Consider the following 20670-nt stretch of genomic DNA (forward strand, 5'->3'; position numbering starts at 1 on the left):
AAAAAAGGCGGTGTCCGGGAACCCCCGGACACCGCCCGTCTGGCACCGAACCAGTGGCGCGATCACGACTGCTGGGAGGCGCCCTCGGTCGCCGGTTCCGCCCGCAGCAGCTTGCGGTTCAGCCGGAACAGCGTGGCGATCGTCACCACCTGCAGGTAGACCACCGGGGCCAGCAGGGCGAAATACGCCACGCTGAACGGCTCGACGACCCCGTTGGACACAAGTCCCAGATTGATGAAGAACCAGGAGAAGACCACCAGGGCCACCCCCGGGCAGATCAGCGCGTAGCTGACCGGGCTCTTCTTCTCGCCGTGGATGTAGTCACGGAAGTAGCCCAGCTTCTTCATCACCACGTAGCCGATCAGGCCGAACACCAGCTGAGCGCCCAGCACCAGCGAGGTGAACACGAACAGCATCGCCTCGTTCAGCGGAGCGCCAAACCCGTGGTGCAGCCCCATCTGATGACGGATGAAGGCAATGCCCAGCAGGGTCAGGATCGGGATCGCAATCCACAGGCTCGGGCTGGCCGCCTCCGCGATGCCGTAGCGCAGCGTCGACTTGAAGCCCAGCACGAACATCACCAGCCCCAGCACCAGCGCCAGCGCGGCAAACGTCAGCGAGAAGAAGATCCCCGCGGCGTTGATTGCCAGATTCTCGCTCATCGCCCCCGGCGCCGCGAGACCCACGGCGATCATCGCGAACGCGAACACCGCCAGCAGCTGGCTCAGGTTGTTGTTGCCGGTGAAATCGAAATCCCCCTCGGTGAACAGCCGTGCCAGGAAGCGCGAATAGATCACCAGCGCGAAGGCGCCAACCGCCAGGAAGGCCAGCATGGCCAGCGGGAACAGGTACTCGACCACGTTCCACAGCCCCGGCACGAACACCGCGCCGACGATGAAGCCGGCGTTGATGGTCATGGCCAGGGTCAGCGGGATCGCCATCAGGGCCACTTCCTGGTTGGAACGGCGCAGCCGGGTGAAGGCCTCGGTCCGGCGAAACTGCCGGTATTCGCGGATATTCCACACCAGCAGGCGCAGATGCAGCGCCACGAAGAACAGGATGCCGGCCATGGCCGCACCCACCAGCACGGCGATCAGCGGGCCCTCGCCCGCCATCAGCGCCATCATGGCCTCGTATGTGGGGATCGGGGTGTCATAGGGCGTCATGAACATCAGGAACATGAAAAACGTAACGGCCGTGCCACCGGCCCCCAGTGCGCCCAGGAAATACATCGGGCTGTATTCTTCCCCGAGGTTCTTCCGAATCATGCGGGCTCTCCTTTCCTGTTATTTAGTGTTTCCTAATATAAGAACTCTCTAATTCTTGAGCAAGGGAAGTCCCGCGGCCCCCGGACATTCCGGCGATTGCGTCACATAACCCCCCGCACCCCCCACCGGACCCGTTACAATCCGGCCACCGACGCCCCCGAACAGCAGGAACGGCCAGTGAGCGACGCGGACGCCCTGTCAAAACATACCCCCATGATGCAGCAATACCTGCGGATCAAGGCGGAGTACCCGCAGACCCTGCTGCTCTACCGCATGGGGGATTTCTACGAGCTGTTCTACGACGACGCCGAGCGCGCCGCCGGGCTGCTGGACATCACCCTCACCCGCCGCGGCGAGTCGGCCGGCGAGCCGATCCCGATGGCCGGGATCCCGGTGCACACCCTGGAGAGCTACCTCGCGCGGCTGCTGAAGCTGGGCGAGAGTGCGGCGATCTGCGAGCAGACCGGACAGGTGGGCGAGAACAAGGGCCCGGTACAGCGCGAGGTCGTGCGCATCGTGACCCCGGGCACGGTCACCGAGGACGCCCTGCTGGAGGCCCGCCAGGTCAATCGCATGGTCGCCGTGTGTCCGGCCGCCAGCGCCGCCGTGCGCGGCCGCAACGAAGGCTACGGCATCGCCAGCCTGGAATTCGCCAGCGGCCGTTTCCGGGTGCTGGAGGTCGCCGACGCGACCGAACTGGAGGCCGAACTGGCGCGTCTCGACCCGGTGGAATGCCTGGTCCCCGACCCGGCCCCGGCGATCCCCGGGATCGAGGCCTGGGCCCCGCGGCATCATGCCGACTGGCATTTCGACGCGATCTCCGCGCAGCGCACCCTGACCCGGCATTTCGGCACCACCGACCTGGCCGGCTTCGGCTGCGACGACCTGGTGCTGGGCCTGGCCGCCGCGGGCGCGCTGCTGGCCTACGTGCAGGCGCAGCATCGCGGCAACCTTGCCCATATCACCGGGCTCGGGCGCGAACACCGCGGCCAGATGCTGATGCTGGACCCGGCGACCCGGCGCAACCTGGAGCTGACCCGCACCCTGAGCGGGGAGCGCCGCGGCTCGCTGTTCGACCTGCTGGACACCAGCCGCACCCCCATGGGCGCCCGGCTGCTGTCGCAGTGGCTGCACCAGCCACTGGCCGACCGCGCCCTGCTGCGGGAACGCCAGCAGGGCATCGCCACGCTGCTGGACCACGCAGCCGAACAAGGCCTGCGCGAGGCCCTGACCGGCATGGCCGACGTCGAACGCATCGTCTCGCGCATCAGCCTGGGCTCCGCACGGCCACGCGATCTGGTCGCGCTGCAGGCGGCGCTGGAACGCCTGCCCGGCCTGCACGCGGCACTGCAGCCCGCCGCAGACGAGGCCGACACCCTCGCCGCCTTGCGCGACGAACTCGCGCCGGAGACGGAACTGAGCGAAACCCTGGTCCGCGCGCTGGTCGACGAACCGCCGATCCGGGTCACCGACGGCGGCCTGATCCGCCCCGGCTTCGATCCCGAACTCGACCGCCTGCGCGACCTGGAGCATAACGCCGACGGCTTCCTGCGCGATCTGGAGACACGCGAACGCGAGGCCACCGGCATCGCCACGCTCAAGGTCGCCTACAACCGGGTGCACGGCTACTACATCGAGGTGGGCCGCTCGCGCTCGGAGGAGCTGCCCGGGCGCTTCATGCGCCGCCAGACCCTGAAGAACGCCGAGCGCTACACCACCGAGGAACTCAAGCGCTTCGAGGACGAGATCCTGTCCGCACGGGAACAGGCCCTGGCGCGCGAACGCCAGCTGTTCGACGACCTGCTCGCCGGCCTGCAGGGGCGCGCCGACCGCCTGCGGGCGATCGCCGACGCGGTGGCCCGGCTGGACGTGCTGGCCACCCTCGCCGAACGCGCCCGACGGCTCGACTGGAGCCGCCCCGAACTGGTGCCCGAGACCGGCGTCCACATCGAGCAGGGTCGCCACCCGGTGGTGGAGGCCACCCTGGACACCCCGTTCGTGGCCAACGACACCCGACTGGATCCCGAGAGCCGCCGGCTGCTGGTCATCACCGGGCCCAACATGGGGGGCAAGTCCACCTACATGCGCCAGACCGCGCTGATCGTGCTGCTGGCCTGCATGGGCAGTTTCGTGCCCGCGGACGTGGCCCGCATCGGGCCGGTGGACCGCATCTTCACCCGCATCGGCGCCTCCGACGACCTGACCTCCGGGCGCTCGACCTTCATGGTGGAGATGACCGAGGCCGCCAGCATCCTGCACAACGCCGGCGAACGCAGCCTGGTGCTGATGGACGAGATCGGGCGCGGCACCTCCACCTTCGACGGCCTGGCGCTGGCGCTGGCCTGTGCCGAACGCCTGGCGCGGGAGAACCGCGCGCTGACCCTGTTCGCCACGCACTACTTCGAGCTGACCGCGCTGGCCGAACGCGAACCGGCGGTGGCCAACATCCACACCGACGCGGTGGAACACGGCCACGACATCGTGTTCCTGCATCAGGTCCGCGAGGGGCCGGCCAACCAGAGCTACGGGCTGCAGGTGGCCTCGCTGGCGGGGGTGCCAGCCGACGTGCTGCAGCGCGCCCGCACCCATCTGGCCGATCTGGAAAGCCGTGCCCGGGACAGCGACTCGCCCCAGCTGGGGCTGTTCCCGCCGGAGCCGCCCGCACCCGCGGCGCCGGAAGAACCCGCCCCGCCGGCACCCGAAGTACCCGAGCCGGCGCGGGACGTCGCGCGGGCCCTGGCGGAACTCGATCCGGACGGCCTGACCCCGCGCGAGGCGCTGGACGCGCTCTACCGGCTCAAGGACACGCTGGAACGGGGAGTCGCGGAATAACAGCCGCGGCAGCCGGGATTCCCGGCCGCTCGGGAGGAGCGGTTACAATACGCCGAACGGACCGAGCGACGGCACACAGGAGCCGTGGCGTCGCAACACGACCAATGGAGAAGCGCAATGGCTTTCATCGTTCTGGAGAACTGCATCCGGTGCAAGTACACCGATTGCGTCGAAGTCTGCCCGGTGGACTGCTTCCACGAGGGGCCCAACTTCCTCACCATCGACCCCGACGAATGCATCGACTGCACCCTGTGCGAGCCGGAGTGCCCGGCCGAGGCGATCGTCCCCGAGGATGACGTGCCCGAGGATCAGGTGCACATGATCGAGCTCAATGCCGAACTGGCGCGCACCTGGCCGGTGATCACCGCGCGCAAGGACCCGCCGGAAGACGCGGAAGAATGGGACGGCGTCGAGGGCAAGCTGCAGTACCTGGAGCGCTGAGACCCCGCCCGGGCCCCGCACTGCGGGGCTTACCAGAGCCAGGTGGCCGGGTCCTCGATGGCCCGGTCATCGCTGTTGCGGATCACGCCCTTGATGCACCGCACCAGCACCCACACCAGGAACAGCAGCCCGATGATCAGCCCGATCCCGATCGCCGCGGTCAGGGTCGCCAGCACGGCCATCAGCAGACCGATCCAGAAAGTCCGGATCTGATACTGCAGGTGGGTCTCGCTGATCGCATCCGCATCGCTGCGCTTCACGTGCGCCATGATCACCCCGACCAGGGCCGTGATGGCGATGAAGAAGCCGACGAAATACAGCACGTAGATGATCGTCACGAACGTGCGGTCGGTGCGGGGTTCATTCGCCAGTTCCGTTTCCATGCCTCTCTCCTTCTACGATTGCTGCATTCTCGCGCGAGCGCGCTCCTGCGGGTCATCCCGGTGCCTGATTGTGGGAGCGCGCTTGGTGGGAGCGTGCTTGCACGCGAATACGGCGCTTGCCGAAGCCCCCATGCCTTCCCGGCTCACCCCGCCCCGCCCAGCACGATCAGCACGATGCCGGCCAGCGCGAAGCCGAACCCGGCCAGCTGCAGGCGGCTCATGCGCTCGGCCTGAAAGAACCGCGCCAGAAGTGCGGTGGGTGCCGGCGACAGGGCCCCGGCCACCGCGATCACCGACAACAGTCCGATGCGCACGGCCACCACGAAGGCCAGGGTGGCGAGCCCCTGCAGCAGGCCCGCCAGCGCGACCAGCACCAGCGTGCTGCGGGCCATGTGTCGCTCGGGGCGATGCAGCAGCATCACGCCCAGCAGCACCAGCCCGCCCACGCCGCCGGCCATGACCACCGGCCACAGGGCCGACCCTTCGCTGGCCTGGTCAAGGAACACGAACACCAGGCCGAAGGCGACCCCGGCAAGCACGCCGTCGAACACCCCCAGCAGCGGATGCGGCCCGCAGTGACCGAGGCCATCCGCCCCCCGCACCGGCGCGTCCGGGTCACGCGGACTGGCCTCCCGGGCCCCGCCCGACACCAGCGCGATCGCCACCACGATGGCCACGATCCCGGCCAGCGACAACCATCCCGGGCGTTCGCCAAGGGCCAGCCCCGCCGCCAGCGGCACCAGCGCCGAGAGCACCCCGGTCACCGCCGCGACCAGCCCCATGTAGCCTTCGGCCAGTCCGCGGTAGTAGGCCAGCAGGCCCAGCGCCATCGCCACGCCGGAGCCGCCGCCCCACAACAGGGCCGCTTCCCCGGGCAACCCCGCCACCAGCAATGCCAGCACCAGCAACGGCGCGGTGACCAGCAACTGCGAGTAGCAGGCCACCACCAGCGCCGAAACCCGCCGCGAGGCCAGGCCGCCGAGAAAATCCCCCGCGCCGTAGCCCAGCGCGGTCAGCAGGCCCAGCAGGAAGGCCATTTCAGTCGCCGGCGCCCTCCAGCATCTGCCGCAGGGCGGCCTCGCTGGCGGCCGCGCCGGTGCCGGTCACCGTTCCCTCGCCATCCAGGAACACCACGCTCACGTGATCGCGCTGATGCGGCATGAAGCCCATGTCATCGGGTCCCTCGGTCACACCGGTGCGATAGGGACGCTCCTGCATGCGCGGCATGACCACGTTCTCCAGCACGAACGGCGGCATGCCGTGGGTATCGGCTACGTAGCGGATGCCGGCCTCCTCGATCGCCTCGGGCCCCATGTCCCCGAGGACATCATTGGTGATGTCGGCCGGGGCCATCTCCACGGTCATCAGCACCACGCGCGCATCGCCGGGCAGCTCCAGCGGCTCCCCGTGCTGGTCGTTGAGGGTGACGTCGGGGAAGGCGTCGCCCTCGGACAGATCGGCGGCCGCCGGCGCGGCGGCCAGCAGCAGACCCAGGCCGGCGGACAGGACGACGGTTTTCTTCAGGACGGACAGTGCTTGCATGACAGACTCCCGGTGACAGCGGATTGATCGGAGAAACGTCCCGGATGGTAACCGATCGCACCCGCGCACACTGCGAAACCGGGCACGTGCCCATCTTCGCGGGTGCACCGGACGGCGCATTTGCCTACACTGCCAGCCCGTTCCGCCGGCCTTTCCGCACGCACCGATGCTCCAGCCGATTTTCAAACTGCTGCGTCCGCACCAGTACATCAAGAACGGGTTCGTGTTCCTCGGACCGGTGTTCGCGCATGCCTGGGAGGGCGAGACCCTGCTGGCGGCCACGCTCGCGTTCCTCGCCTTCTGCGCGATGGCAAGCGCGGTGTACGTGCTCAACGACATCCTCGACGTCGAAGCCGACCGCCGGCACCCGACCAAGTGTCGGCGCCCGCTGGCCAGCGGGGCCATCGGCATCCCGGCCGCGCGGATCATCCTGGGCGTGCTGGTGGTGCTCGCGCTGGCCCTGGGCCTGCTGGTCAGCGCCTGGGTCACCGGGCTGCTGGCGGGCTATCTGGTGCTGAACATCGCCTATTCGCTGGCGCTCAAGCATGTCGTCATCCTGGATGTGTTCAGCATCGCCGGCGGTTTCATGCTGCGCATCCTGGCCGGAACCCTGGGGCTGGGCATCGAACCCTCGCAGTGGCTGCTGCTGTGCGGCCTGATGCTGACCCTGTTCCTGGGCTTCGCCAAGCGCCGCTCGGAGCTGGCGGAAACCGCCGTGACCGCCGGCCCGGCTCCCGCGGACCCCGCCCCCGAATCCCGGGACGACAGCCGGGGCGACACGCGGGGCGACACGCGGGGCGACACCCGGCGCGTGCTCGACGACTATTCCACCGCGCTGCTGGACCAGTTCATCGCCATCAGCGCGGCCTGCACGGTGATCGCCTATGGGCTGTACACCGTCAGCCCGGAGGTCATCGCCCTGCACGGCACCGATGAGCTGATCTATACCCTGCCGTTCGTGATCTACGGGATCTTCCGCTACCTGTACCTGCTGCATTTCCGCGGGCGCGGCGGCGACACCTCGCGCGACCTGTTCACCGATGCCCATCTGCTGGTGACGGTGGTGGCCTGGCTGGGCGTGACCCTCGCGGTGCTGTCGTGAGCGGGAAGCCGGTCCTGACCGGCTGGCGCCTGCGCGGGCTGATCCTGTCGGTGATCGTGGCCGCCGCGGCGTATCTGGGCATCGCCATCTGGGCCGGTGCGGAAGAGGTCTGGCACGCACTGGTGCAGGTCGGCCCGTTCGGCCTGCTGCTGGCCCTGTCGCTGTCGCTGGTCAACTACAGCCTGCGGTTCGCCCGCTGGCAGCTGTACCTGCGGGCGCTGGCGCATCGCATCGCCGCGCCCGCCAGCCTGCACATCTACCTCGCCGGCTTTGCCCTGACCACCACCCCGGGCAAGGCCGGCGAGGCCCTGCGCGGGGTGCTGCTCAAGCGCCGGGGTGTCCCCTATCCGGACAGCTTCGCGGCGTTCGTCAGCGAACGGCTGTCGGATCTGGTGGCGGTGGTACTGCTGTCGCTGCTGGGGCTCACGCTGGTGGCTCAGGGGACCTCGCTGATCCTGGCCGGCGTGGCAGCCGTCGCCGCCGGCCTGCTGGTGCTGTCGCAACGCCGACCGCTGGAGGCCCTGCAACGCCACGCGGACCGCCCCGGCCGGCGGCTGTGGCGCGGCCTGCATCACGCCGCCACCATCCTGCTGCAGGCGCGGCGCTGCCACGCACCGGGCCTGCTCGCCGGCGCCACCGTCCTGAGTGTGGTGGCCTGGAGCGCCGAGGCGCTGGCCTTCTGGTGGATCCTCAACGCGATGGGCTTCGAGGCCGGATTCGCGTTCGCCGCCTTCGTGTTCGCCCTCGCCATGCTGGCCGGGGCGCTGAGCTTCCTGCCCGGCGGGCTGGGCGGCACCGAGGCGGTGATGATCGGCCTGCTCCTGCTGCACGACATGCCGGCGGCGGACGCGGTGGCGGCCACCACGCTGATCCGCCTGACCACCCTGTGGTTCGCGGTGCTGCTGGGCCTGATCGCGCTGAGCACCAACCCCGAAGCCCGTGGCCGCGAACTCCCGGACGAGCACCATGCGTAGGCGTTCCATGCCCGACCCGCACAACACCACGTCACCCATCACCCCGTCATTGCGAGCGCAGCGAAGCAATCTCGCGACCCAGCGGCACGATCCGAATCCCGGGCGGCCCTCGGCGATTGCCACGGCCCCTGCGGGGCCTCGCAATGACGAGGACGGAAAGGGCACCGGGAGACCGGCATGACGACCAGCGGCTGGAACCGGATTCCCCGGGTGGAACACGCCGCGCACAGCGCGCCGGCGTTCCGCCCGGACCGGCTGCCGGACGGGCCGCTGCTGGCCCACGGCATGGGGCGTTCCTACGGCGACTGCTGCCTCAACGCCGGCGGCCACCTGCTGCATACCCGCGGGCTGGACCGCTTCGTCGAGTTCGACCCCGCGACCGGCATCCTCACCGCCGAGGCCGGGGTCACGCTGGACGAACTGCTGGAACTGAGCGTGCCGCGCGGCTGGTTCCCGCCGGTGGTCCCCGGGACCCGCTTCGTGACCCTGGGCGGCGCGGTGGCCAACGACGTACACGGCAAGAACCATCACGTCGCCGGCAGCTTCGGTGCGCACGTAAAGCGCCTGACCCTGCACCGCAGCGATGCCGGCCGCGTCGAGGTCAGCCCCGACCACAATCCGCGCTGGTTCGCCGCCACCATCGGCGGGCTGGGTCTGACCGGGTTGATCGAGACCGTGACCCTGCAGCTCGTGCCGGTGTCCTCGGCCTGGATGTCGGTATGGTCGGAACGCTTTCACAGCCTGGACGATTTCTGGGCCCTGGATGCCCGCGCGCGCCGCGAATGGCCCTACACCGTGGCCTGGATCGACTGCCTGGCCGACGGGCACCGCCAGCCCGCCGGACGCGGGATCTATTCCGCCGGGCGCCACGCGGTCACCCCTCCCCCGCGCGCCCGCTTCCGCGAATCCCGGCGGCGGGTGCCGGTGGACCCGCCGTTCTCGCTGATCAACGGCCCCGGCCTGCGCGCGTTCAACGAGCTGTATTTCCGCCAGCCGCTGCGCCGCAGTCCGCATCCGGCGCATCATCGCGGCTGGCTGTTCCCGCTGGACGGGATCCGCGACTGGAACCGCATCTACGGCCGCCGGGGCTTCTACCAGTACCAGTGCGTGCTCCCCGAACGCACCGCGCGCGACGCCGTCGCCGAGCTGCTGCGCCAGATCGCGCGCAGCGGCCAGGGCTCGTTCCTCGCGGTGCTCAAGACCTTCGGCCGCCAGTCGCCGGCCGGGATGCTGTCGTTCCCGCGCCCGGGCACCACCCTGGCGCTGGATTTCCCCGATCGCGGGGCGGCGACCCATGCGCTGTTCGAGCGACTGGATCGTGTGGTGCGCGAGGCGCACGGGGCGCTGTACCCGGCCAAGGACGCGCGCATGTCCGGCGCGATGTTCCGTGCCGGGTTTCCTGAATGGATCGAGTTCGCTAAGTTGACCGACCCTCAATTCTCCTCCAGCTTCTGGCGCCGGGTGACCGCATGAATCCGCTCAACCACGTCGTGATCTTCGGAGCGACCTCCGCCATCGCCACCGCCGTCGCCCGCCGCCTGGCCGCCGATGGCGCGCACCTGTTCTGCGTGGCGCGCAATGCCGAACGGCTGGAAAGCCTGCTGGCCGACCTGCGGGTGCGCGGCGACGACCCGGCGGGCGAGCGCATCCGCGGCCTGGCCGCCGATCCCGCCGACCCGGCCACCCACGAGAACGCCTGGACCGCCGCCCGCGAACACCTGGGCGAGGTGGATGCCGCGCTGCTGGCCTGGGGCAGCCTGCCCGATCCCGCCACCTGCCACGACTCGGTGGAGGCCACCCAGGAGGCGCTGCGCATCAACGGCACCAGCGCCGTCGCCCTGCTCACCCGCATCGCCCCCGACTTCGAGGCGCAGGGCCATGGCGTGATCGGCGCCATCGGCTCGGTCGCCGGCGACCGCGGCCGCCAGAGCAACTACGTCTACGGCACCGCCAAGGGCATGCTGGCCACCTATCTTCAGGGCCTGCGCCACCGCCTGGCGCCGGCCGGCGTCGACGTGGTCACCCTCAAGCCGGGCTTCGTAAGCACCCCGATGACCGAGGGCTTCGACCGCTCGGGACCGCTCTGGGCCTCGCCCGACACCGTGGCCCGCGGCATCCTGCGCGCGCTGCGCCGGGGCCGCGCGGTGGCCTATCTGCCGTGGTTCTGGCGGGTGATCATGACGATCATCCGCGCCATCCCCGACCCGCTGTTCCGGCATCTGCGGCTGTGAGCCTGCCCGCCGACGCACCCTGGCCCGCCCGCCACTACCCGGCGGTACTGCTCGCGGTGATCGCGCTGAAGGCGCTGATCGCCGCGCTGCTGCCGATCACCGGCGACGAGGCCTATTTCCTGATCTGGGCCGCCCACCCGGATCTCGGCTACTACGACCACCCGCCGATGATCGGCTGGTGGCTGAGCGCGGTCACCGCAGTGTCCGAACACCCGCTGGTGATCCGCATCCCCGGCATCCTGGTGTCCGTGGCCCCGGCGCTGCTGATCCTCGCCCTGTGGCACCGGCACGACCCGGTGCGGGCGCGCCTGGTCTCGCTGCTGGCACTGTTCATGCCGCTGCTGTTCATCGCCGTGCTGGTGGCCACCGACACCCCGCTGATCCTGTTCGGCCTGCTGGCCACCGGCCTGGTGTGGTACGCGCTGCGGGAACCGCGCCCGGGCGTGGCGGCGCTGGCCTTCTTCCTCGGCGGGGTCGCGCTGGGGCTGGCGTTCCTGTCGAAATACTTCGCCGTGCTGCTGGGCGTGGCCATCGGCCTGCACATCGTGCTGTTCGCCCGCGGGCACTGGCGCGGCCTGCTGCTGATCATCCTCGGCGTGCTGCCGGCGGTGGCCCTCAACCTGTACTGGAACTGGGACAACTGCTGGTACAACGTGATGTTCAACGTGGTGAACCGCCACGGCGGGGACGGCTTCGACTTCGGCGGCGCCCTGACCTATGCCGCCCTGCTGGTGTACCTGTTCACGCCCTGGCTGCTGTGGTTCCTCGCACGCCAGCGCCGGGCCGTGGTGCAGGGCGTGCGCGAACACCGCCTCGGGGTGTTCGTCTCCGCCGGGCTCATCCCGCTGGGCCTGTTCGCCTTGCTGTCGCCGTTCGCCGGCATCGGGCTGCACTGGCTGGCGGTGTTCGCCCCGCTGCTGCTGGTGCCCGCGCTGTTCCTCACCACCCGCGCCCTGCGGATCTCGGTCTGGCTGTCCGGCCTGCTGGCCCTGCTGCACGCGCTGTTGCTGCTGGCCATCGCCACCCTGCCGGTGGACTGGCTGCGCGGCCACGGCGACCACGCAAGCGCCGTGTTCTACCTCGCGCCCGAGGAGGTCGCCGCGCTGACCGAGCCCCACGCCGACGCGGACCGGTCCGACGCAGACTGGCATTTCTTCACCCGCAGCTACTCGCGCTCGGCCTTGCTGAGCCATTACTCCAGGCACTACTTCGGGGTCTTCGGCGAAAGCTCGCACTACGGCCGCCAGGACGACCTGATCACCGATTTCCGTGCCCTCGACGGCGAGAACTTCGTGTTCATCCCCCGCCGTGGCGAGGTCGACCGCGAAGAACTGGCACCGTTCTTCGACCGCGTCGAGATCCGCACCGGCGAGGCCGGCGGCATCCCCTGGCAGGTCGCCGAAGGCCACGGCTTCGACTACGCCGCCTACCACGAGGACGTCCTGCGCCCGGTCCGCGAACGCTACTACGACATCCCCGCCTGGCTCCCCGAAGGCCGCTGCGCCTTCCGCGAGCGCTACGCAACTTCCGCGAACCACTAGCTCCCCACCCGGCCATCCTTTTTTGGCTTCCCCGTCTATTTGGAGGGGGCATCCTGCGATTGCCAATGGCATCTTCAAGCCCGGCATCCCCTCCAGGGGGTCACTGGAACCATTACCCAAGCCCTGGCTTTCGCGAGGAGTAACCGTATGACCGCCTTTCGCCGTAACCCCATTTACCTGGCTCTTCGCCCCATTCGACGCAATGCCGGCCCATTCTCGCGACAGTGGCTGGTTGCCGGCATGCTCGCACCAGCCATCCTGCTGGTCGGCGCACATGGTGTTAGTGCCAATGACCTGACTACCTGGACGGGTGATGAGAACAGTGACTGGTTTACGGCAGACAACTGGGACGAGGGCGTTCCGGATAACGATACCCGGGCCAACATCCTGTTGTCCTCGGCGGAAGTTGAAATCGACAACGCGTCCGACACCGCCGAAACCAGTCGACTGATTTTTTTCGGGGAGCAGCTGGAAATCACGGCTGACAGCCAGCTGGAGGTGGGCGGCGACCTCACAGTGGCTTCTCTAGACACGGCGCAAATGAGTGTTGCCGGCCGCCTTATCACGAGTGGTGACAGCGGGCCAAGCATTGGCCGATTCGCGCGGTCGGCTGACATGTCCCTAATCGGAACCGACGCAGAATGGTCTCATGACGGTTCTTCACAGATATCTGTGGGTTCGAGGGAGACTGCCAGCACCCTGGAGGTCCTGGACGGAGCCCGCTTAGAACACGATGATACTCAGCTTTCCGTTGGTGGCAGGATTCAGGTAGACACCGACCAGTTCGAGGGATCCGTGCAGGTTTCTGAAAACGGTTCCAGTCTATCGGGTGATCGAGTCCGCGTGGGCGGGTTCGGAATCGGCTCTCTCGAGATTTCAGCAGGCGCGACGGCGTCTCATGACCAGGCGGTGATCGCCGACTCCGCGCATTCTGAGGACGCCCCAGTGTCTCAAGGCTCTGTAGTCGTTGAAGACGGTGAATGGGCAATCACCGATCGGCTTGAAATGGGACGTGAGCGCGCGGTCGGAGAATTGACCATTCGAGAGGGCGGGCTGGTGACCAGCGGTGACGCATCTATCGCCGAAGAGCAGTCCGGCACCGGGATCGTCACGGTCACCGGAGACGAGTCCTCCTGGGAGCCCGAGACCTTGCGCCTTGGCAACCGCGGGGCCGCGGAACTCAACATTTTGGACGGCGCCCGGGTAGAGAGTGACGGACTTGCATTCGCCGCCGTGCAAGAGGGCTCCGAAGCCTCGATCACCGTTGACGGCAATGACTCCCGCCTGATCAGCGGCAGCCTGCGTATCGGCAACTCCGGGGAGGCCGACCTGGAGATCACGGACGGCGGCTCGGTCAGCAGTACCGATGGCTGGATCGGTTTCAATGACGGTGGAGATGGCACCGTGAGCGTGTCGGGCCCAGAGAGTCGCTGGGACTCGTCGAACAACCTTATGGTGGGCTGGAATGGGTCTGGTGAACTCGCAGTGGAGTCCGGCAGCGAGGTAGCTGTGGATAATAATCTGGACATCGGGTCGAATTCAGAATCCGACGGCCTTGTTGTTATTGAAGGCACCGATTCGAGAATCGATGTGGGCAACGATCTCACAGTTGGGGGTGCCGGCGAAGCCGGCATCGCCGTGGGCGAAGGCGGGCGCCTGCAGGTTCAGGGAAGCAGCAGGATCGGGGTCGAGGACGAGGAAGGGTCTGAGGGCGGAATCTTCGTTACCGGCAATGACTCCGCGTTCGATGGTGAGGGTGACCTGCGTGTCGGTCAATCCGCACTGGGCCGCCTGAGCATCCAGGACGGCGGACGCGTGGATGTCGGCGATACGATCTTCGGGGCGGAAAGCACCTCCACTTTTGAAGTGGAGCTGGATGACGACGGCTCTCATCTTTCCACCGACAATCTGCGCATCGGCTTCCGGGGTGACGGAACCCTCGAAGTTTCAGGCGGCGCGTCTATTGATACCGCAGACGCAGCCACCATCAGCAGCGAAGAGAGCTCCGCAATTGTACTAGTAGAGGGGAATGGCAGCCGCTGGGATATTCAGGAGCAACTGACGGTAGGCGGCGACTCAACCACGCTAAGCTCTGCGGAGGGCGCGCTGTTCATCGCAGAAGAAGGCGAGGTGACGGCTGGAAGTCTGGACATCGGCCTGGGGGCATCTTCCCTGGGTACAGTGGTTGTCGACGAGGGGGATCTGGAAAGCGACGGTTCCATCAGACTGGGATTGCAAACAACGACTCAATTTCCTGGTGAAGGGGTGATGGTTGTTGAAGGCGGCGGGAACGTCACCAGCACGGCCGGAAGAATTGTGGTGGGCTTTCAGGGACACGGTGAACTGTACGTGGGCGACGGCGCTGAAGTGGAGGCGGGACAGGAAATTGTTGTCGCCGATCTCGGAGGATCTTCCGGGCGATTGACCGTCAACGGACAGATCACCACCGGTGAAGGCCTGGTGGTCGGCTCAGAAGGCGAACTTCGTGGTGACGGTGTGGTGAGCGGTGACGCGTCTGTCCAGGGGATTCTCGCGCCGGGGAACTCGATTGGCGGGCTCGCGGTGGGTGACGGCGATCTCACTCTGGAAGATGGCTCTATCTACCGCGTCGAGGTTAATGACGGTGGCGACGAGGCCGGTGTAAACAACGACTTCGTCACGGTCGAGGGGAACATTGTCATTTCCGAGGAGGCTTCCCTCCACGTGACATCGGAAAGCGGCACTGATGACGGATCGACCTATGCACCGGAGACCACCTATAACATCCTGAGCGCGGAACAGGAGGTGCAGGGCGAATTCTCCGAAGTGACCGACGATTTCGCCTTCCTGTCCACCTCCCTGGATTACGGCGAGGACGCTGTATTCCTGACCCTCACACAGGTCGCCGACCTTGCCAATGTCGCCCAAACCTCCAACCAGCGGGCGGTGGCCAGCACGCTGGACGAGCAGGTGGACGGTGAGACCCTGAGCGATATCACCGGCGCGGTCGTGATGATGGACGAGGATAACGCCCGGGCATCGCTGGACGATCTTTCGGGTGTGGACCATACCCATACCCAGCAGATCGGGCTGCGCGGCGCCCAGCGTTTCCGTGCCGGCCTCACCGGCCGGATGCCCGGGCCCGGGGGCGCACAAGCGCCGCGCGAAACCGCCAGCCTGGAACAGCTCGCCGGTCTCCAGCTCGCCTCCGCCGGACAGCCCCGGGGGCTGCTGGATGATTCCCCGGAAACCTCGCGGGGCTGGTGGGTCAATGCCGAAGGTGGCCGCGGTGACATCGACGACACCACCAACGCCAGCGGCGCCGACTACCGCTTCAGCGGGCTTACGATCGGCTTTGATGCCCCGGTTTCCGAAGAACTCCATCTCGGCGCGGCCATGGGGTACACCCGCAACCGCGGCGATACCGCCGGGGGCGACATCGACGTCGACTCCATCCACCTCGCCGCCTACGGCGGCTGGCAGCGCGATGCCCTGTATGCCCGCGGCAGCGTCGGCATGGCCTATCACAGCACCGACACCGAGCGCTTCGTCGACACCGTCGGGCGGACGGCCGAAGCGGATTACTCCGCGCGTGGCGTGGGCATGCGGGCCGAGGGTGGCTATACCTTCGAGATCGGCGACACAGCCCGGCTGACCCCGTTTGGCGGACTGGACTATGAGTATCTGCGCCGCAGCGGGTTCTCGGAATCCGGCGCCGGGGCCGCCAACCTGGATGTGAACCGCGAAAGCGAGTACTCGCTGCGAAGCCAGGCCGGCGTGCGCTTCGATCAGGCGTTCGAGACCACCGGCGGCTGGGTCGCCCCCTATGCCGAAGCCGCATGGGTGCACGAGCACGGTGACCGCTCCAGCCGCATGGACACCGCCTTCGCGGCCGACACCGCCACGCGCTTCACCATCGAGGGCCCGCGCCTCAGCCGGGATCGCGTGCGCGTCGCCGCCGGGCTGGATGCCCGCCTCAACGCGGATTCCTTCCTCAACGTCGGCTACCAGGGCGAAATCGCCTCGTCCGACGACCTCCACGCCATCGGCCTGACCTTCCGACGCAACTGGTAAGGTCCCCGCAGGCCGCACCCCCTCCATCCGGAGGGGGTGTCCCGGGTCACGTTCCGGCACACTGTTTTCAGCGCGCGATTTCCCCCTTCTTCCATGGGGCAGGATTTCGCGCGACACTGCCTTCGAACTGGTGGTTACCATCCGTCCGGAGGTTTGTCATGTCCGTCGTCCGAATTCATCCGCCCGGCGCGCATGCGCCCGGCCTTCTCGCAGCCCTGGTGGCCATGCTTCTGTTCCTGCCCTTCAGTGCGACTGCTGCGGATCCCGGGGACTCCGCTCCGGGGTTCGATCCGGGAGCCGAACCCGAGGGCGAGGTCATCCTGCGGGTCGAGGGGGCCATCGAACATGCGAACGACGGAGACCGGGCCCTGCTGGACCGGGCGATGCTGGACCGCCTCCCGGAGCGTGAACTGGAGACCTCCACGGTGGTCACCGACGGGGTCAACCACTTCGAGGGCTTTTTGATGCGCGACCTGCTGGAGGCTCTCGGTGCGGAGGGTGACGAGGTGGTGGCCACGGCCCTGAACGACTACATCGTCGACATCCCGATGGAGGACTTCCACGACTATGACGTGGTCGTCGCGCATACCCGGGATGGCGAGGCCCTGACCCCGCGCGACAAGGGTCCGCTGTGGATCGTCTACCCGCGGGACGATCACGCGGAGCTGGACGACATCCGCTACGACTACCGCTGGGTCTGGCAGCTGGAGCACCTGGAGGTGCGATGATCGCGCGCCCGACCCGCGAGTCCGCACCCGAGCGTGGCCATGCCCCGGATCCCTCGGCCGTCCCCAGCCTGCGCCGTGTCTCGACGTATGTGCTGCCGGTGCTCGCGGTCCTTACCTTCGCGATCTTCCTGACGGTGTCGCTGATGCGCCTGCACGACGTGGAGCAGGACATGCGCAGCAATGTGGACGAGAACATGCTGTGGGTCACCGCCCAGGCGCAGGTCGCCAGTCACCGTCTGGACGAGGAAGTCCACCGACGGACCCTGGGGGACGCGGATGCCCGACCCGGCCTGCGTTACGACGTCCTAACCAGCCGCCTGGTCCTGCTGGATGCCGGGCCACAGCGGCGCTACGTCAAAGGCATCGGGCTGGAAGAAACACTGGACGGTACCTTCGAGCGGCTGGAGCGCATCGAGCCGATGATCGACGACGTCGCCCCCGACAACGTCGAGGCGGCCCACGCGATCCATGCCGAACTCAAGCCCCTGATGTCGGCACTCAACCGCATCGCCAACGCGGTGATGATCGAGGAATGGGAGAGCACGGGGGAACGCCTGGATCAACACCGCGCCAGCCTGATCCAGGCCATCGTGATGATGATCGGCATCCTGGTCACCGGGATCCTGCTGACCGCCCTCCTGATGCATGCCCTGCGGCAGCGGCGCCATGCACAGGAGGCACTGGCCGCACACCGTGACCGGCTGGAGATCGAGGTCCGCAACCGCACCCGCGACCTGGAGGCCGAACGCCGGCGCGTGGTGGACGCCATCGACACCGCACCCGACGGCTTTGCCGCGTTCGATTCCGATGACCGCCTGATCCTGGTCAACCCGCAGTTCGCCGGCCTGCTGCCGCTGCCGGACGGGGCCCTGGACGAGGGGCAGACGCTGGACACCCTGCTCGACCGTATCCGCGCCGTCACCCGGCCGGACACCGAACACGGCGACCCGGCCGACATCACCGCGGACGACGGTGCGCAGTACGACCTGGAAGTCCCCGGTCGCGGCTGGGTCCAGATGACCCTGCGCCGCACCGATGACGGTGGCCAGGTGCTGCGTCTGGCCGACATCACCAGCTACAAGGACGCCGCGCGCAGTCTCGAGCATTCGCTGGAGCGCGAACGCGGCGTCAGCGAGTTCTACCGCAGCTTTGCGGCGATGGCCTCGCACCAGTTCCGCACCCCGCTGGCGATCATCGACTCGGGCCTGCAGCGCCTGCTGCGGCGCGGGGAGTCCATGGACCGCGAAACCCGCGAGGGGCGCTACGGTCAGCTGCGCGACACCGTCGCCCACATGACCCGGCTGATCGAGAACGCGCTGACCTCGGCCCGCCTGGAGGGCGGCCACGTATCGGCATCCACCCGCCCCTGCGACCTGCGCCCGCTGGTGGAACAGGCGATCGAAACCCAGCGTCAGATCACCCCGGACAATCCGGTACATCTGAGCGTTACCCCGGATGGACCGGTCATGGCGCGCTGCGACCGCGCGCTGGTCGAGCAGATCCTCGCCAACCTGCTGTCGAATGCGGGAAAATACTCGCCCGAGACCGCGTCCATCGAGGTTGAGCTGCGCGCCGAACCGGAGAAGATCACCTGCCACGTCACGGACCACGGGATCGGCATCCCCGAGGAAGACCAGGCGCGCCTGTTCGACCGCTTCTTCCGTGCCCGCAATGCCGCCCGCCATACCGGCATCGGTCTGGGCCTGGGCATCGCCCGCCAGCTCGCGCGCACCCAGGGCGGCGACCTGACCGTCCGTTCCCGCGAAGGGGAAGGGTCTACATTCACGCTGGAACTCCCGCGAGGACAGGATCCGGATGAACCACAGCACACCGAATGATGCCGCCGTCCCGGCCGCACGCATCCTCTGCGCCGAGGATGAAGCCCTGCTGCGCCGGGACATCTGCGAAGAACTGAGCGAGGCGGGTCATGTCGCCATCGAGGCGGCCCATGGCGACGAAGCCCTGGAGCAGATCGACGCCGTCCACCCCGACCTGATCCTGTGCGACATCAACATGCCGGGCATGAACGGCTACGAACTGCTGGCCGCGGTGCGCGAACGCGGCCCGGAACTGGCGGACACCCCGTTCGTGTTCCTCACCGCGCTGTCCGACCCGCGCGAGGTGGTCGATGGCAAGCGCGCGGGCGCCGACGACTATCTGGTCAAGCCGGTGGACTTCGACCTGCTGCTGGCGACCGTGGAGGCCCGCCTGCGCCAGGTGCGGCGCATGCGCCAGAAGAAAGAGGACGAGTTCGCCGAACTGCGCCGTACCCTCGGTGGACTCGGCCAGAGCCGGGAACAGGGACGCCGCAGCCTGGAGTTCGCGGCGCGCGCCCTGGATCCGGTCGCTCCCGGGGTCGTCCTGCTCGACCACGGCAACCGCGTGCTGCTGGCCAACCGCGCGGCGCGGCGCATGGCCGGCGACGCACTGACCTTGCAGGAAGGACGCCCGCCGGAGCCGGTACACTCCGAGGACGACCGACGCCTGCGCGAGGCCCTGCGCCGGGTCCTTGCCGAGGAACCGGCCGCCGATGACGCCATTGAGTGCATGCGCCTGCCGCGCGACGGCCACCGGCGCGAACTCCTGGCCATGATCTATCCCCTGCCCGGGAGCGGTGATCAGGCCGGGCGGGAGGCCGGGGAGGAGGAACCCGCGGCCGTGATCCTCCTGTCCGACCCCGAACGGCGCGCCCGCCTGCCGGAAGACGTCCTGGCCCGCCTGTTCGAGCTGACCCCCACCGAGGCCCGTATCGCCCTGGCCCTGGCGGACGGCTGGCGCACCGCCGACATCGCCCGGCGCATGGACGTGTCGAATACCACCGTCACCTTCCACCTGCGCAACCTGTTCCAGAAGACCGACACCCACCGCCAGGCGGAACTGGTCGCCCTGGTGCTGGCCGGCTCCATGACCCTCGCCGTGGAATGAGCCCGGGCCGCCCCTTACTGGATGACGTAAAATCCTCTTAATCAATCAGGAGCCGTTGCATGTTATCGACCTCGCATCCTTCGTTGTTCTTTTCCTTTGTTCGCCCCGCGGTGCTGCTGTGCGCCCTTGCGCTGGCGCCGGCGATGGCCACGGGGCAGCAGGCCCAGCAGCCGGCCCCGGCGCAGGGCCAGGCGCCGCAGCCGGTACAGCAGGAACCGGAGGTGACCACCCACCAGGATTGGGAAAGCCTTTGCTGGGAACTGGATGACGGCGGCGAGTTCTGCCAGATGCAGCAGACCCTGCAGGTGGAGGACCAGGGCCAGCAGGGGCCGTATCTGCAGACCACGGTGCGGCGCGAGGGCGACCGACACGTGATGGAACTGCTGCTGCCGCTGGGCGTGGATCTGCGTCCGGGCATCGTCATGCAGGTCGACGAGGGCGAAGAACGCAATGCCGGCTTCGTGACCTGCATCCAGCAGGGCTGCGTGGCGGCCACCGAGCTGACCGACGAGATGCTGGCCGAACTGCGCGGGGGCCGCGAGCTCAACGTGGGCTTCCGTCCGCTGCAGTCGGAACAGGTGCTGGTCTTTGACGTCTCCCTGATGGGCTTCACCGCGGCCAGTAACCGGCTCTGAGAGGCTCTTCTGGCG

At 68.2% G+C, this 20670-nt stretch carries 16 protein-coding genes; 12 read left to right on the plus strand and 4 right to left on the minus strand.

Annotated features, from left to right (window positions below; all coding sequences use genetic code 11):
* Positions 1 to 62: 62 nt before the first annotated feature.
* Entirely contained in the window at positions 63 to 1268 is a 1206-nt protein-coding gene (locus F790_RS0112485) for a hypothetical protein (protein WP_019591873.1), read from the minus strand.
* 177 nt (positions 1269 to 1445) lie between these two features.
* Here F790_RS0112485 and mutS point away from each other — a divergent pair, with 177 nt between their 5' ends.
* Together mutS and fdxA are read left to right on the plus strand one after the other, a co-directional pair.
* Positions 1446 to 4100 carry a DNA mismatch repair protein MutS gene (gene mutS, locus F790_RS0112490; protein ID WP_019591874.1) on the plus strand — a complete coding sequence of 885 codons (2655 nt, stop codon included), beginning with the start codon at positions 1446 to 1448 and terminating at the stop codon, positions 4098 to 4100.
* A 117-nt stretch (positions 4101 to 4217) separates the two neighbouring features.
* On the plus strand, positions 4218 to 4541 hold the full coding sequence (gene fdxA, locus F790_RS0112495) for a ferredoxin FdxA (RefSeq protein WP_018870469.1): 324 nt from the start codon (positions 4218 to 4220) through the stop codon (positions 4539 to 4541).
* 29 nt (positions 4542 to 4570) lie between these two features.
* Here fdxA and F790_RS0112500 read toward each other — a convergent pair whose 3' ends face one another.
* The 3 genes from F790_RS0112500 to F790_RS0112510 form a co-directional block, all read right to left on the minus strand.
* Positions 4571 to 4924: a DUF4870 domain-containing protein gene (locus F790_RS0112500; protein ID WP_019569908.1), complete on the minus strand. Its 354-nt coding sequence runs from the start codon at positions 4922 to 4924 to the stop codon at positions 4571 to 4573.
* A 143-nt stretch (positions 4925 to 5067) separates the two neighbouring features.
* Positions 5068 to 5961, minus strand: a complete 894-nt coding sequence (locus F790_RS0112505) for a DMT family transporter (protein WP_019591875.1) — start codon at positions 5959 to 5961, stop codon at positions 5068 to 5070.
* Position 5962: 1 nt separating this feature from the next.
* Positions 5963 to 6466 carry a hypothetical protein gene (locus F790_RS0112510; protein ID WP_018870472.1) on the minus strand — a complete coding sequence of 168 codons (504 nt, stop codon included), beginning with the start codon at positions 6464 to 6466 and terminating at the stop codon, positions 5963 to 5965.
* A gap of 166 nt (positions 6467 to 6632) precedes the next feature.
* Between F790_RS0112510 and F790_RS0112515 the strand changes: the two genes are divergently transcribed.
* The 10 genes from F790_RS0112515 to F790_RS0112565 all read left to right on the plus strand — a co-directional run bounded on the left by F790_RS0112515 (position 6633) and on the right by F790_RS0112565 (position 20655).
* Complete coding sequence (locus F790_RS0112515) at positions 6633 to 7568, plus strand: UbiA prenyltransferase family protein (RefSeq protein WP_019591876.1); 936 nt, start codon at positions 6633 to 6635, stop codon at positions 7566 to 7568.
* The gene (locus F790_RS0112520) at positions 7565 to 8542 is read left to right on the plus strand and encodes a lysylphosphatidylglycerol synthase transmembrane domain-containing protein (RefSeq protein ID WP_019591877.1); all 978 of its coding nucleotides are present in this window, start codon (positions 7565 to 7567) and stop codon (positions 8540 to 8542) included. The genes F790_RS0112515 and F790_RS0112520 overlap by 4 nt, the downstream gene beginning before the upstream one ends.
* A gap of 177 nt (positions 8543 to 8719) precedes the next feature.
* A complete protein-coding gene (locus F790_RS0112525) occupies positions 8720 to 10015 on the plus strand; it encodes an FAD-binding oxidoreductase (protein WP_019591878.1) in 1296 nt (431 codons plus the stop codon).
* Positions 10012 to 10773 carry an SDR family oxidoreductase gene (locus F790_RS0112530; protein ID WP_019569903.1) on the plus strand — a complete coding sequence of 254 codons (762 nt, stop codon included), beginning with the start codon at positions 10012 to 10014 and terminating at the stop codon, positions 10771 to 10773. The genes F790_RS0112525 and F790_RS0112530 overlap by 4 nt, the downstream gene beginning before the upstream one ends.
* Positions 10770 to 12314, plus strand: a complete 1545-nt coding sequence (locus F790_RS0112535; RefSeq protein WP_019591879.1) for a glycosyltransferase family 39 protein — start codon at positions 10770 to 10772, stop codon at positions 12312 to 12314. The genes F790_RS0112530 and F790_RS0112535 overlap by 4 nt, the downstream gene beginning before the upstream one ends.
* Before the next feature lie 147 nt (positions 12315 to 12461).
* Positions 12462 to 16367 (plus strand): autotransporter domain-containing protein, encoded by a 3906-nt coding sequence (locus F790_RS14350; RefSeq protein ID WP_083938883.1) that lies wholly within the window; start codon positions 12462 to 12464, stop codon positions 16365 to 16367.
* Between the two features lie 158 nt (positions 16368 to 16525).
* Positions 16526 to 17095 carry a molybdopterin-dependent oxidoreductase gene (locus F790_RS0112550; RefSeq protein ID WP_019591882.1) on the plus strand — a complete coding sequence of 190 codons (570 nt, stop codon included), beginning with the start codon at positions 16526 to 16528 and terminating at the stop codon, positions 17093 to 17095.
* Entirely contained in the window at positions 17092 to 18933 is a 1842-nt protein-coding gene (locus F790_RS0112555; protein WP_019591883.1) for a PAS domain-containing sensor histidine kinase, read from the plus strand. Before F790_RS0112550 ends, F790_RS0112555 begins: the two co-directional genes overlap by 4 nt.
* Positions 18911 to 20020, plus strand: a complete 1110-nt coding sequence (locus F790_RS0112560; protein ID WP_019591884.1) for a response regulator — start codon at positions 18911 to 18913, stop codon at positions 20018 to 20020. Before F790_RS0112555 ends, F790_RS0112560 begins: the two co-directional genes overlap by 23 nt.
* A 59-nt stretch (positions 20021 to 20079) precedes the next feature.
* On the plus strand, positions 20080 to 20655 hold the full coding sequence (locus F790_RS0112565; RefSeq protein WP_231364971.1) for an invasion associated locus B family protein: 576 nt from the start codon (positions 20080 to 20082) through the stop codon (positions 20653 to 20655).
* Positions 20656 to 20670 lie beyond the last annotated feature (15 nt).

This window comes from Thioalkalivibrio sp. ALE20 (genome assembly GCF_000381405.1).
Lineage (GTDB): Bacteria > Pseudomonadota > Gammaproteobacteria > Ectothiorhodospirales > Ectothiorhodospiraceae > Thioalkalivibrio.